Here is a 13240-nt window from a genome sequence, read left to right as displayed (position 1 = left end):
ATCACGATGCGCTCGCGACCCCCCAGGGTCCCCCCCGACTTGCCCACCATCGCTGACCTCCCGGGCCGCCCCTGCAGCGACCGTCGGCACACGATAGAGCGCCCACCCCGAGGTTCGGGGCGGGCGCTCCAGGTGTGTCGGCCGAACGGCTGAGGTCAGACCGAGGTGAAGACCACCGCGACGTTGTGACCACCGAAACCGAACGAGTTGTTCAGCGCCGCGATGTCGCCTGCGGGGAGCTTGCGGGCCTCACCGTGCACCACGTCGAGCTTGATCGCGGGGTCGAAGTCGTCGAGGTTGATCGTCGCGGGCGCGATCCGGTGGTGCAGCGCCAGGATCGTGAGGACGCCCTCGAGCGCCCCGGCCGCACCGAGGAGGTGACCGGTCATCGACTTCGTGGCGCTGACCGGCATACCGTCGGTGTCGTCGCCGAAGGCGCGCCGGATGGCGTTCGACTCCGCCACGTCGCCCACCGGGGTCGAGGTCGCGTGCGCGTTCACGTGGACGATGTCCTTGGGCGTCAGGCCGGCCCGCTCGACGGCCTCGACCATCGCCCGGGACGCGCCCGCGCCCTCAGGCTCCGGCGCGGCGATGTGGTGGGAGTCCGAGGACATGCCCACGCCACCGATCTCGGCGTAGATGGTGGCGCCACGGGCCTTGGCCGCTTCGTACTCCTCGAGCACGATCACGGCGGCGCCCTCACCGAGGACGAACCCGTCGCGGCCGGTGTCGTAGGGGCGCGACGCGCGCTCGGGGTCGTCGTTGCGGGTCGAGAGCGCCTGCATGGCGGCGAAGCCGGCAATCGGCAGCGCGTGCACCGCGCCCTCCGTGCCACCCGCGACCGCGATGTCGGCCCGGCCGTTGCGGATCATCTCGTAGGCGTAGCCCATCGCCTCGAGCCCGGAGGCGCAGGCGGAGACGGGGGTGTGGGCCCCGGCCCGGGCGCCGATCTCCAGGGAGACGGCGGCGGAGGAGGCGTTGGGCATGAGCATGGGGACGGCGAGCGGGAAGACCCGGCGCGGGCCCTTCTCGCGCAGGTTGTCCCACTGGTCGAGCAGGGTCCAGACGCCACCGATGCCGGTGCCGATGCAAGCAGCGAGGCGCTCGGGCTCGACCTCGGGGGCGCCGGCGTCCGCCCAGGCCTCACGCGCGGCGATCAGGGCGTACTGGGCGCTCGGGTCGAGCCGGCGCACCTCCACCTTGGTCAGCACGTCGGTCGGCTGGGTGTGGATCGTGGCGGCGAACTTGACCGGGAGCTCGTACTTCTCCACCCAGTCGAAGTCCATCATCTTGGCGCCCGACCGTCCGGCCAGGATGGCGTCCCACGTCTCGGGGACGGTGCCGCCCACAGGGGTGGTGGCTCCGAGGCCTGTGACGACGACGCGTCGTTCGGCGGTCATGGCTGGGTCTGCTCCTTCGTCGGTCGTGCGGTGCGGCTGGTGGCCGGTGCGGGGTGGCGGCTGGTGCGACGGGGTCACTGTCCGGCAGTGGTGTGCCGCGTGGCCGCCACCCGCGCAGGGGAACTGCTGGGCTCAGCCCTGGTTCTTGGCGATGAAGGACACGGCGTCGCCGACCGTCTTGAGGTTCTTGACCTCGTCGTCGGGGATCCGCACGCCGAACTTCTCCTCGGCGTTGACGACGATGGTCATCATCGACAGCGAGTCGATGTCGAGGTCGTCGGTGAAGGACTTCTCGGACTGCACCGACTCGGTGTCCAGACCGGTCTCCTCGTTGACGATCTCGGCCAGACCCTCGAGGATCTCCTGCTCGCTCTGCGCCATCCGGCTCAGCTCCTTCTGTTGGTGTGACAGTTGGTCGTCACGTGGTGTGGTCACTGCGGTGGCCCGGTTCACCCGCGGGCCGACGGGAGTCTTCAGGGAAGGACGACGACCTGGGCCGCGTAGACCAGGCCCGCGCCGAACCCGATCTGCAGGGCCAGGCCACCGTGGGGCACCTCGCCCTCACGCAGCATGCGCTCGGTGGCGAGGGGGATCGAGGCCGCAGAGGTGTTCGCGGTCTCGGCGATGTCGCGGGCCACCGCGATGTCGCTGGGCAGCTTGAGCTGCTTGATCATGGCGTCGATGATCCGCATGTTGGCCTGGTGCGGGATGAACGCGTCGAGGTCCTCGGCGCGCACGCCGGCGGCGTCGAGCGCCTTCTGGGCCACTGGGGCCATGCCCCAGACCGCCCAGCGGAACACGGACTGACCGGCCATGCCGATCGCCGGCCAGCCGAGGTCGCCGTCGCGCACGTCGACCCACGAGTCGCGCTGCGAGATGGTCTTCCACTGCGAGCCGTCGGAGCCCCAGACCGTGGGGCCGATGGCAGGGGTGTCGGACGGGCCGACGACCGCCGCGCCCGCGCCGTCGCCGAAGATGAACGCCGAGCCGCGGTCGGTCGGGTCGGTGAAGTCGGACAGCTTCTCGACCCCGACCACGAGCACGTGTCGGGCACTGCCACCGCGGACCATGTCGCTGGCCAGGCTGATCGCGTGGCAGTAGCCGGCGCAGGCGGCGGAGATGTCGAAGGCCGCGCCGCGGATGCCCAGCCGGTCGGCGAGGATCGGTGCGGCGGCAGGCGTCTGGTAGGGGTGCGTGACCGTGGCGACCACGACGGCGTCGACGTCGGAGGCCTCGAGGCCCGAGGCGGTGAGGGCCTCACGGGTGGCCTCGACGGACATGTCGACGACGGACTCGTCCTTGGCGGCGAAGCGACGGCTCTTGATGCCGGAGCGCTCCTGGATCCACTCGTCGGAGGAGTCGATCGCCTCGATGATCTCCGAGTTCATCACCACGCGCTCGGGCCGGTAGCCACCGACACCCATGATGCGGGCGTAGGTGGCCCCGTCGGACGGGGTGATGGAGCCGGTGCCCTTGGGGGCTGGTGTGCTCATGTCAGGCCTCTTGCGCGTCGGTCGGGAGGGATCCTGCGTCGGCGGGGTCTCCGCCGTGGTCGCGAACCAGCTGCTGTGCCGCCTCGAGGTCGTCGGGCGTCTTGACTGCCAGTGTGGCAACTCCGGGCATCGCCCGCTTGGCGAGCCCGACGAGGGTGCCGGCCGGGGCCAGCTCGACCATGGCGGTGACCCCGAGGTCGACCATGGTCTGCATGCACAGGTCCCAGCGGACCGGGCTGCTCACCTGCTTGACCAGACGCGCCAGGGCGTCGGCGCCGTCTGCGACGGGCTGGCCGTCGGCGTTGGACAGCAGCGTCACGCCCGGGTCGCTGACGTCGAAGTCGGCCGACAGCCGCTCGAGGGCCTCCACGGCCGGGGACATGTGCGAGGTGTGGAACGCACCGGCGACCTGGAGCGGGATGACCCTGGCCTTGGCCGGCGGGTCGGCGGCGAACGCCGCGAGCTGCTCGAGGGTGCCGGCGGCGACGGTCTGGCCCGCGCCGTTGGCGTTGGCGGCGGTGAGCCCGTACCGGGCCAGCGCCTCGGCCACCTCGGCAGGGTCGCCACCGAGGACCGCGCTCATGCCGGTGGGGGTCAGCGCGCTGGCGGCAGCCATGCCCGCGCCGCGCTCGCGGACGAACACCATGGCGTCGTGGTCGGACAGCACGCCCGCGAAGGCGGCGGCGGTGATCTCGCCGACCGAGTGCCCGGCGGTGACGCCGACCGTGCCGGTGGGTCCACCGGGCAGGACCACCGCAGCGGCGGCCAGGCCGGCCGCCACGATGAGCGGCTGGGCCACGGCGGTGTCCTTGATCGTCTCGGCGTCCGACGTCGTGCCGTGCGCGACCAAGTCGAGGCCTGCCACGTCGGAGAGCGACTCGAGCCGCGCACGGAAGGCCGGGAGCTCGAGCCAGGGCGCGAGGAAGCCGGGGGTCTGGGAGCCCTGTCCGGGGCAGACGATTGCGATCACGTCTCCACCCTTGCGGTCGGACGGGGACCCCCGCGTGACCGTTTGGCACGAACATCGACGGGGTCTTTTGGAGGATGTCTACAAAAGCCGCAGGGAATGGCGCCCGCGGCTGGGCGTCGTGTGAGCAGGGTCTCAGCCACGCGCGGGTCGGTCGGTGTAGGGGATGGCCCGCTGTGTGACCGGGCGGCTGAGCCGTCCGAGGGCGAGGGCGATGCGCGCGGTGTGGGCGTCGTGCGGGTCGGTCAGCTGGTAGCCGGTGAGCTCGGCGATCTTGCCCAGGCGGTAGCGGACCGTGTTCGGGTGCACGAACAGGACCCGGGCGGTGCCCTCGAGGCCACCGCCGGACTCGAGGTAGGCCGAGGCCGTCTCGAGGAGGGCGCCGCTGCTGGACGACAGCGGGTGCCAGATGCGGTCGAGCAGGAGGGCACGCGCGGGCGCGTCGCCGACCAGGACCCGCTCGGCCAGGAGGTCGTCGGCCGTGACCGGCCGCGGGGCGCCGGGCCACGCGTGTGCGCACGACTGGCCGGCCAGTGCCGCCCGCGCTGACCGCCCGGCAGCGAACAGGTGGGGCACCGTCGGCCCCACCACCAGCGGGCCGTCGCCGAAGTGGTCGGCGACCGCACGGGCCGCCGCCAGCGGGTCGTCGACGTTGCCGAAGATGCAGACCAGCCGGCGTCCCTGCACCGCGGCCAGGGTGTCCACTCCCACCCGCTCGGCCGCACGACGCAGGCCGTCGACGACGCCCTCCGACCCACCCGAGGGCGTGCTGCCGGCGATCACGGCGACCCGTGTCGTCGAGCCCCACCCGAGCGCGGCGGCCCGGGACTGCATCGAGTCGTCGGCCTCGCCACGCAGCACGGCGTCGACCACGAGGCCCTCGAGCCGCGCGTCCCAGGCACCGCGGGCCTCGGCCGCGTGCGCGTAGACCTCCGCGGCGGCGAAGGCGATCTCGCGGGAGTAGCGCAGCACCGACTCGCGCAGGGCCTGCTCCTCGCCGGGCTCGGCGAGGGCGGTGGCGTCCTGCTCGACCACGTCGACGACCGAGCGCACCAGGTCGAGGGTCTGGCGCAGCGTGATCGACCGGGTCAGCTCCCGGGGCGCCGTGCCGAAGACGTCGGCCGTGACCGGGGTCTGGTCGCCGCCCTCGCGCAGCCACGCGATGAAGGCCGCGATGCCGGCCTGCGCGACCAGCCCGACCCACGACCGGTCCTCGGCCGAGAGCACGCGGTACCAGTCGTGCGCCGACTCCATCCGCCGCGTCGCCGCCGACGACAGCTCGCCGGCGGACCGCTCCACCCGCTGCAGGGTGGCGGCCGAGGTGGTGACGCGAGTCGGCGGCATACGGGGAGTCTATTTGTATGCCGCCGACAACCCACCCCGCGTCGCTGGTCAGAGTTCGGCACCCCTTCACCCTCGCGTCACCGCGCGGTCGCCCCCCGCCGCGCGGCGCTTCCTAGCGTCGCGGGCATGACCAGAATCCTCCCCGTCCTCGCCGTCGCCGGACTCCTCCTGGTGGGCTCCACCGCCGTGGCGGTCAGCACCGCCCAGGGAGCCACCAGCTCACCCGGCGCGGTCGCCGCCCACGCCGCGGCCCACGCCGCCGATCGGCCCGCCACCGAGCAGCGCTGGACCACGACCACGCCGCTCGTCCTGGCCCACCGCGGTGCCTCGGGCTACCGGCCCGAGCACACCATCGCCGCCTACGAGCTGGCCGTCGCCATGGGGGCCGACTACATCGAGCCCGACCTCGTGATGACCCGCGACGGGGTGCTCGTCGACCGCCACGAGCCGGAGATCTCCGGGACCACGGATGTCGCGGCCCACCCGGAGTTCGCCGCGCGCAGGACGACCAAGGTCCTCGACGGGGTGAGCACGACGGGATGGTTCACCGAGGACTTCACGCTGGCCGAGCTCAAGACGCTGCGCGCCGTCGAGCGGCTCCCCGCTGTCCGGCAGGAGAACACCCTCTACGACGGCAGGTACCAGGTGCCGACCTTCGAGGAGGTGCTGCGCGTGCGCGAGCGGCTGTCCAAGGAGTACGGCCGTGAGATCGGCATCATCCCGGAGCTCAAGCACTCGACGTACTTCCATGCGGCCGGGCTCAACCCCGAGCGGGCCCTCATCGACGCCGTCTCCCGACACCACCTCAACCGGCCCAACGCGCCGTTGTGGGTGCAGAGCTTCGAGCTGACCAACCTGGTCGCGCTCCGCGAGGAGTACCGCTACCGCGCCAGCTCCGTCTTCCTCACCAGTGCCGCTGGTGCGCCCTACGACCTCGTCGTCGCCCACGACCCGCGCACCTACCGCGACCTCATGACGCCGTCAGGTCTGGCATCGGTCTCCCGCTGGGTCGACGGCATCGGCCCGGACAAGTCGTTGGTCATCCCGCGGCGAGCGGACGGGACCCTGGGGAGCCCCACCCGCCTCGTGGCTGATGCCCACGCGGCGGGACTGAAGGTGACTCCCTACACGTTCCGCGCCGAGAACACCTTCCTCCCGGTCGACTACCGGGTCGGCACCAACCCAGCCGACTTCGGGCGGGCCATCGACGAGGTCGTCGCCTTCCTGCGCACCGGTGTCGACGGCGTCTTCTGCGACCAGCCGGACATCTGCGTCACGGCCCGCAAGGAGTTCCTCGGCCGCGACTGACAACTCCGGCGACGCGTGGGCTGGCCTCCTGGTCAGCCCACGTGATCGCGCCATGAGTGTGCCGGCGGGTAGCCCAGCAGCCTGCGGGCCTTGTCGATACCCAGCAGCGTCTCGTGCTCGCCGAGCTCCTTGCGCACCTCGACCCCGGGGAACACCTCGGCCACGAGGTCTGCGCTCGAGCGGCTCATCACGGTGTCGGCGTTGGCGATCACGAAGACCTCGCAGCCCGGCTCGGTCCGCTCGAGCCCGAGGCGCACCGCCTGCGCTCCGTCGCGGCCGTCGATGTAGCCCCAGAGGTTCCACTTGCGCAGGGAGGGATCAGCGTCGAACGACGGGAAGGCTGCGTAGTCCTCGGGATCCATGACGTTCGAGAACCGCAGTCCCACCATCACCAGCTCGGGGTCCCAGCGGCAGAACTGCCGGGCCATCTCCTCCTCGAGGGCCTTGTTCAGCGAGTAGGTCGACTCCGGCCGGGGGTGGTACTCCTCGTCCACGGGGACATAGGGCGGGGGAGCGTCGAAGGGCAGGCCGAGGACCGTCTCGCTCGACGCCCACACGACGCGGCGCACCCGGAGGGCCCGGGCGGCGGCGAAGACGTTGTAGGTCGCGGCCGAGTTGTTCGCGAAGGTCGCGGCGTTGGTGGTCAGCCCCGGCGCGGGGATCGCGGCCAGGTGCACCACCGCGTCCACCGGACCGGCGTGCTCGTCGACACCCCCTGACAGCGCCTCGACGACCTGGCCGTAGTCGGTGAGGTCGACGGCCACGAACGGGGTCGTGGGGCTGGCCGGCCGCACCCGGTCGAGCGCGAGGACGTCGTAGCCCTGCTCGACGAGGTGGGCGACGACGGTGCGGCCGAGCTTGCCGGTGGACCCGGTGACGGCGACGCGGACGGGACGGGAGGGTGTGGTGGGGGAGGTCACCGCACCATCCTGCCCCACGCTTTCACCCACCAACAGCTGTACCCACCGACAGTCGGACCCGCCAACAGACAGGTATGCCGCCCGCTCAGGCGAGCGGGCGGCATACCTTGTCGTGCAAGGGCTTTCGTTAGTTCAGCACCGCGAGAGGTCAGCTCTCGCCGCCGGCGTTGCCGGACGTGCCGGCGGTGACGTCGAGCAGGCGGTAGCGCGTGGCGGCCTCGCGAGCCACCCCGCCCTCGACCTCGCCGCGCTGGACGAGCATCTGCAGCGCGCGCACCGCGACCGAGGGGCCGTCGATGTGGAAGAAGCGCCGCGCGGCCGGACGGGTGTCGGAGAACCCGAACCCGTCGGCGCCGAGCGAGGCGAAGTCTCCCGGCACCCACGGCTGGATCTGGTCCTGCACCTGCCGCATGTAGTCCGACACCGCGATGACCGGACCGCGCGCGTGCCGCAGCCGCTCGGTGACGTAGGGAGTGCGGGCCTCGCCGTCCGGGTGGAGGAAGCGCTGCTCGTCGCAGGCCATCCCGTCGCGGCGCAGCTCGCTCCACGACGTGACCGACCAGACGTCGGCCACGACGCCCCAGTCGTTGCGCAGGAGGTCCTGGGCTTCGAGGGCCCACGGCACACCGACACCCGACGCCAGCAGCTGCACCCGGGGGGCGTCGTCCGGCAGACCGTCCGGGATGCCCGGGGCGAAGAGGTGCATGCCGCGCAGGATGCCCTCGCGGTCGACGTTCTCCGGCTCCTGCGGCTGGCTCATCGGCTCGTTGTAGACCGTCATGTAGTAGATGACGTTCTCGGGGTCGTCGCCGTACATCCGGCGCAGCCCGTCCTCCATGATGTGGCCGATCTCGAACGCGAAGGCCGGGTCGTACGACACCACCGCGGGGTTGGTCGCGGCCAGCAGTGGTGAGTGGCCGTCGGCGTGCTGCAGCCCCTCACCGGTGAGGGTCGTGCGACCCGCCGTGGCCCCGATGAGGAAGCCGCGCGCCATCTGGTCGGCGGCCGCCCAGATCGAGTCGCCGGTGCGCTGGAACCCGAACATCGAGTAGAAGACGTAGATCGGGACCATCGGCTGGCCGTGCGTCGCGTAGGACGTGCCGGCCGCGGTGAACGCCGCCAGCGACCCTGCCTCGTTGATGCCGAGGTGCAGGATCTGGCCGTCCTTCGCCTCCTTGTAGGCCAGCATCAGCTCGGCGTCGACCGAGGTGTACTTCTGGCCGTGCGGGTTGTAGATCTTGATCGTCGGGAAGAACGAGTCCATGCCGAACGTGCGGGCCTCGTCGGGGATGATCGGCACCACGCGCTTGCCGAACTCCTTGTCGCGCATCAGCTCCTTGAGCAGTCGCACGAACGCCATCGTCGTGGCGACCTGCTGCTTGCCGGTGCCCTTCTTGACGATGTCGTAGGCCGAGTGGTCCGGCAGCTTGAGCGGCTCGTGCTGCACCCGACGGATCGGAATCGGCCCGCCGAGCTTCTCGCGCCGCTCGCGCAGGTACTGGATGCTCGGGTCGTCGGGTCCGGGGTGGAAGTAGGGCGGGGCGTAGGGGTCGCGCTCGAGCACCTCGTCGGAGATCGGCAGCTTGAGGCTGTCGCGCAGGCCCTTGAGATCGTCGAGGGTCAGCTTCTTCATCTGGTGGGTCGCGTTGCGGCCGGCGAAGTGGCTGCCCAGGCCATAGCCCTTGATCGTCTTGGCGAGGATGACGGTCGGCTGTCCGGTGTGGTTCATCGCGGCCTGGTAGGCGGCGAAGACCTTGCGGTAGTCGTGGCCACCGCGCTTGAGCTTCCACCAGATGTCCTCGTCGGACCAGTCCTTGACCATCTCGCGGGTCCGCGGGTCGCGGCCGAAGAAGAAGTCGCGGACGTACTTGCCGTCGTTGGCGCGGAAGGTCTGGTAGTCACCGTCGCTCGTGGTGTTCATCAGGTGCACCAGGGCGCCATCGCGGTCCTGCGCGAGCAGCGGGTCCCAGCCGCGGCCCCAGACCACCTTGATGACGTTCCAGCCGGCCCCGCGGAAGAAGGCCTCGAGCTCCTGGACGATCTTGCCGTTGCCCCGGACCGGGCCGTCGAGCCGCTGCAGGTTGCAGTTGACGACGAAGGTGAGGTTGTCGAGCTCCTCACCCGCGGCGAGCTGCAGCAGGCCGCGCGACTCGGGCTCGTCCATCTCACCGTCGCCGAGGAAGGCCCAGACGTGCTGCTGGCTGGTGTCCTTGACGCCACGGTTGTGCAGGTACTTGTTGAACTGCGCCTGGTAGATGGCGTTCATCGGGCCGATGCCCATCGACACCGTCGGGAACTGCCAGAAGTCCGGCATCAGCCGCGGGTGCGGGTAGGACGGCAGGGCGAGCGGCTGGCCCGCGACGATGTGGCTCTTCTCCTGGCGGAAGCCGTCGAGCTGGTCCTCGGTGAGGCGACCCTCGAGGAAGGCCCGGGCGTACATGCCGGGGGAGGCGTGGCCCTGGAAGAAGACCTGGTCGCCGCCACCCGGGTGGTCCTGGCCGCGCCAGAAGTGGTTGAAGCCGACCTCGTAGAGGGTCGCCGCCGAGGCGTAGGTGGAGATGTGGCCGCCGACGCCGATGCCGGGTCGCTGGGCGCGGTGCACCATGACCGCGGCGTTCCAGCGCAGGTAGGCGCGGTAGCGACGCTCGACCTCCTCGTCACCGGGGAACCACGGCTCCTGCTCCGGCGAGATGGTGTTGATGTAGTCGGTGGCCGTCAGCGACGGCACCCCGACCTGCATCTCCCGAGCCCGCTCCAGGAGCTTGAGCATCACGTAGCGCGCCCGCTGCCGACCGCCCTCCTCGATCACCCCGTCGAGGGAGTCGAGCCACTCCTTGGTCTCCTCGGGGTCGATGTCCGGGAGCTGGCTGGGGATGCCGTTGAGAATCGGTCCGGCTTCCTCGCGTGCGGCCACGGTCGTGAGTCCTTTCTCGCGCCAGTGTTGACGAGGGGCCGCGGGGTTGCCTGCGACCTCCGCGTCCATCTTCCACCCGAAGGAGTCGCCGGTCACAACCGGACCGGCCTACTGGCCAGTATCCGGAGCGTCCGCGACATATATCTGCGCCGGTCGGTCCGCCGACTCCGGACCGGTGGGGCCGGCCGGGTCAGAGCGAGGCACCGGCGCAGATCACCACGTGCTGTCCGGTGACCATCGCGCCGGTGTGCTCGAGGAGGAACGATGCGTAGGCCGCGACCTCTTCGGCCCGGACCAGCCGGCCGAGGGGTGGGGTCCGGGGCGGCGTCGCCGCGCGCCGGGGGTCAGCGGTCATCGCGGTCCCGGTGGGCCCGGGCTCGAGGACGTTGACCGTGATCGCCCGGTCGGTGAGCTCCATCGCCCACGACCTGCTGAGCGCCCGCAGCGCGGCCTTGGTGGCGGCGTACTGGCTCTTGCCCCAGGCCCCGTCAGCGGTTCGGCTACCGATGAGCAGGATCCGCCCGCCGTCGGCCAGCCGTCCCTCGAGGCAGGAGGCAAGACGCACGGCAGCGCCGACGTGGACGGCGTGCATGCGCTCGCTGGCCCCGGGGTCGAGGTCGGTCAGCGGACCGGACTCCTGGAAGCCGGCCGCATGGACGAGGGCGTGGACCACGCCCAGGTCGGCGACGGCTGCCGCGACACCCGTCGCGGGACCGGTGTCGGCCAGGTCCGCGGCACGCCAGTCGAGCCCGGGCAGGTCGCCGCGTGCCGGCCGGGTGCGGGACAGCCCCACGACCGACCAGCCGTCGTCGAGCAGGCGACGGGCGATCGCCCTCCCGATGCCGGAGCTGACGCCGGTGACGACGGCGGTCCGACTCATGCGGAAGGCGGTGCTGCAGCGGCTCGGGCGTCGAGGGCGGCCGCCCGGATGCGGAGGTGCCGGATGGCGCGGCGGTGGTACGTGAATGCCACGTGCACCGTGCCCGAGGCGTCCTGGCAGACGGACGGGTAGCTCAGCTCACGGTTCACGCCGTCGCGGGAGTTGTTGCTCAGGCAGTAGCCGTCGCCGTCCTCGAGCACCCAGCGCAGCGGCCAGGTCGCTCCGTCGTCACCCGACACGGCCAGGGTGAGGGGCGCGCGGGGTGCTCCCCAGAAGGCGCCCTGCACCGCGACCAGGTCCTCCTGCGACACGGTCTCGGGCTCGGCTGGGGCCGCATCGCTGATGCCGTCGTCGTCGATCTCGTCGTACAGCGAGACCCGGCGCGCGACGGCGTCGAGGCGGCTGCTCTCGTTGAGCACCAACGCCGTTCGGTGACCTGTCAACGGCGCCGCCTGGATCGACGAGTTGTTGTTGGGCAGCTCGGTGGGCTGCGGTGCGGTCCAGTCGAGTCCGTCGTCGGAGACGCTGCGGTAGACGTGGTCCGCCCACCGGCTCCGGTAGTACGCGGCATACCCCCCATCGGCCCTCGGCACGATGCTCATGTGGACGCACCCCGTCGAGTCCGGCACCTCGCGCTCGGTCCACGAGCCGCCCTCGTCGGTCGAGACCCACACGCTGCTGGTGTCGCTGTCGCCGACCCACTTCTCGCCGGGCACCCGCACGCACGTGAAGGTGGGGAGCACCCAGGTCCCCGAGGGAAGCACGACGGGGGGCTGGCGGACAAAGACCCCGCCGCGCTCGGCCTCGAGCAGGGTCCGCGCCGGACCCCACGTCGCGCCGTGGTCCGGCGAGGTCCGCGCCCGGACGAAGGACGTGTCCTGGTCGCCGGCGTGCTGTGCGGTGTGGAACAGCCAGAGGCGGCCGTCGGGGGCGGGAAAGAGCACTGGGTTCTGCTCGGAGCGGGTGGGGTCGTCGGACAACCGGATGGGTTCGGTCCACTGGTCGGCCCCGGGCGCGAGTCGCGAGAACCACACGTCGATGTCGGCCACGCCCTCCTGCGTGCCGCCGAACCAGACGCAGCCGAGGCTTCCGTCACCGAGCACGGCGAGGTTGGCCGCGTGGGACTGGACCGTCGGTGCGGGCAGGAAGGCCTCCTCGACCCCGTCGTCCCCCTCGCGCGAGCGGAGGACGCCGTCGGTGCCGAGCGCGGTGGCCATGGTCACGGGGTCGCGCTGGCGGCGGCCAGGTGGTCGGCAGCAGCGCGCTCGAGGTGGACCAGGTCGGACGAGACCGTGGCGAAGGTGAAGCCCTGTCCGAGCCGCCGGGCCGCATCGGCGCCAGCGGGGGTGTGGATGCCTGCAGCCACACCGGCGGCCTCGGCGGCGGCGCTGATCCGGGTCAGGGCGGCCTCGAACTCGTCGCCGACGGCCGGATCGCCCGGGAAGGCCCCGCCGACGGCGAGGCACAGGTCGGACGGGCCGACGTAGATGCCGGTCAGACCGGGGACGGCGCAGATCTCCTCGACGTTCGCGAGCCCCTCCGGGGTCTCGATCATGGCGAGGCAGGAGACCGCGGCGTTCGCCTCCGCCGGGACCGGGCCGATGCGCAGTCCTGACCGCATGGGGCCGTACGACCGCACCCCTGTCGGCGGGTAGGTCGCGGCCGCCACCGCCCGTCGGGCGTCGTCAGCGGTGTTGACCAGCGGGACGATGACGCCCGCTGCTCCGGCGTCGAGGGCCTGGCCGATGTGGAAGGGGTCGTTGGCGCCCACCCGGACCAGCCCGACCGAGGCTCGGCCGGCGTCGACCGCCATCAGGCCCGCGAGCAGCCCGCTGTAGCCGAGCAGCCCGTGCTGCGCGTCGAGGCAGACGTAGTCGTAGCCGAGGCGGGCGATCCGCTCGGTGGCCACGGGGGCGTCCAGGACGACCCAGTAGCCGACGGCGCGTTCCCGTGCACCCAACCTCCGGGTGAACTCCTGGGCGGTCGGGTTGGTCTGCGGCACAGGGGAACTCAC

General features: G+C 71.8%; 11 protein-coding genes. 1 reads left to right on the top strand and 10 read right to left on the bottom strand.

Translation table 11 applies throughout. The annotated features are described in order from the left end of the window. Positions 1-155 precede the first annotated feature (155 nt). From fabF to ASG91_RS15055, 5 genes are all read right to left on the bottom strand, one after another. The gene (fabF, locus tag ASG91_RS15075) at positions 156-1400 is read right to left on the bottom strand and encodes a beta-ketoacyl-ACP synthase II (RefSeq protein ID WP_056923462.1); all 1245 of its coding nucleotides are present in this window, start codon (positions 1398-1400) and stop codon (positions 156-158) included. A gap of 132 nt (positions 1401-1532) precedes the next feature. Next, positions 1533-1781 carry an acyl carrier protein gene (locus ASG91_RS15070; protein WP_056923461.1) on the bottom strand — a complete coding sequence of 83 codons (249 nt, stop codon included), beginning with the start codon at positions 1779-1781 and terminating at the stop codon, positions 1533-1535. A 92-nt stretch (positions 1782-1873) separates the two neighbouring features. Further along, positions 1874-2893: a beta-ketoacyl-ACP synthase III gene (locus ASG91_RS15065; RefSeq protein ID WP_056923460.1), complete on the bottom strand. Its 1020-nt coding sequence runs from the start codon at positions 2891-2893 to the stop codon at positions 1874-1876. A 1-nt stretch (position 2894) separates the two neighbouring features. Further along, the gene (locus tag ASG91_RS15060) at positions 2895-3863 is read right to left on the bottom strand and encodes an ACP S-malonyltransferase (RefSeq protein WP_056923459.1); all 969 of its coding nucleotides are present in this window, start codon (positions 3861-3863) and stop codon (positions 2895-2897) included. Between the two features lie 132 nt (positions 3864-3995). Further along, the gene (locus ASG91_RS15055; RefSeq protein ID WP_056923458.1) at positions 3996-5204 is read right to left on the bottom strand and encodes a CdaR family transcriptional regulator; all 1209 of its coding nucleotides are present in this window, start codon (positions 5202-5204) and stop codon (positions 3996-3998) included. Positions 5205-5330: 126 nt separating this feature from the next. Between ASG91_RS15055 and ASG91_RS15050 the strand changes: the two genes are divergently transcribed. Beyond that, complete coding sequence (locus ASG91_RS15050; RefSeq protein WP_056923457.1) at positions 5331-6512, top strand: glycerophosphodiester phosphodiesterase; 1182 nt, start codon at positions 5331-5333, stop codon at positions 6510-6512. Positions 6513-6544: 32 nt separating this feature from the next. Here ASG91_RS15050 and ASG91_RS15045 read toward each other — a convergent pair whose 3' ends face one another. The 5 genes from ASG91_RS15045 to ASG91_RS15025 form a co-directional block, all read right to left on the bottom strand. Continuing rightward, on the bottom strand, positions 6545-7432 hold the full coding sequence (locus ASG91_RS15045) for an NAD(P)-dependent oxidoreductase (RefSeq protein ID WP_056923456.1): 888 nt from the start codon (positions 7430-7432) through the stop codon (positions 6545-6547). Positions 7433-7580: 148 nt separating this feature from the next. Continuing rightward, positions 7581-10346, bottom strand: coding sequence for a pyruvate dehydrogenase (acetyl-transferring), homodimeric type (gene aceE / locus ASG91_RS15040; RefSeq protein ID WP_056923785.1), 2766 nt, complete (start codon positions 10344-10346; stop codon positions 7581-7583). Between the two features lie 190 nt (positions 10347-10536). Continuing rightward, on the bottom strand, positions 10537-11226 hold the full coding sequence (locus ASG91_RS15035) for an SDR family NAD(P)-dependent oxidoreductase (protein WP_056923455.1): 690 nt from the start codon (positions 11224-11226) through the stop codon (positions 10537-10539). Next, complete coding sequence (locus ASG91_RS15030) at positions 11223-12443, bottom strand: exo-alpha-sialidase (protein WP_056923454.1); 1221 nt, start codon at positions 12441-12443, stop codon at positions 11223-11225. Before ASG91_RS15030 ends, ASG91_RS15035 begins: the two co-directional genes overlap by 4 nt. Positions 12444-12445: 2 nt before the next feature. Then, positions 12446-13240 (bottom strand): HpcH/HpaI aldolase/citrate lyase family protein, encoded by a 795-nt coding sequence (locus ASG91_RS15025; RefSeq protein WP_235545667.1) that lies wholly within the window; start codon positions 13238-13240, stop codon positions 12446-12448.

It is taken from the genome of Phycicoccus sp. Soil802, from assembly GCF_001429605.1.
Classification (GTDB): Bacteria; Actinomycetota; Actinomycetes; order Actinomycetales; family Dermatophilaceae; genus Pedococcus.
This window is presented reverse-complemented; position numbering and strand designations above follow the sequence as displayed.

Coding starts and splice junctions, on each gene's coding strand:
- ASG91_RS15030 (WP_056923454.1), bottom strand. CDS start 12,443: ATGGCCACCGCGCTCGGCACCGACGGCGTCCTCCGCTCGCGCGAGGGG.
- ASG91_RS15035 (WP_056923455.1), bottom strand. CDS start 11,226: ATGAGTCGGACCGCCGTCGTCACCGGCGTCAGCTCCGGCATCGGGAGG.
- ASG91_RS15050 (WP_056923457.1), top strand. CDS start 5,331: ATGACCAGAATCCTCCCCGTCCTCGCCGTCGCCGGACTCCTCCTGGTG.
- ASG91_RS15065 (WP_056923460.1), bottom strand. CDS start 2,893: ATGAGCACACCAGCCCCCAAGGGCACCGGCTCCATCACCCCGTCCGAC.
- ASG91_RS15055 (WP_056923458.1), bottom strand. CDS start 5,204: ATGCCGCCGACTCGCGTCACCACCTCGGCCGCCACCCTGCAGCGGGTG.
- ASG91_RS15070 (WP_056923461.1), bottom strand. CDS start 1,781: ATGGCGCAGAGCGAGCAGGAGATCCTCGAGGGTCTGGCCGAGATCGTC.
- fabF (WP_056923462.1), bottom strand. CDS start 1,400: ATGACCGCCGAACGACGCGTCGTCGTCACAGGCCTCGGAGCCACCACC.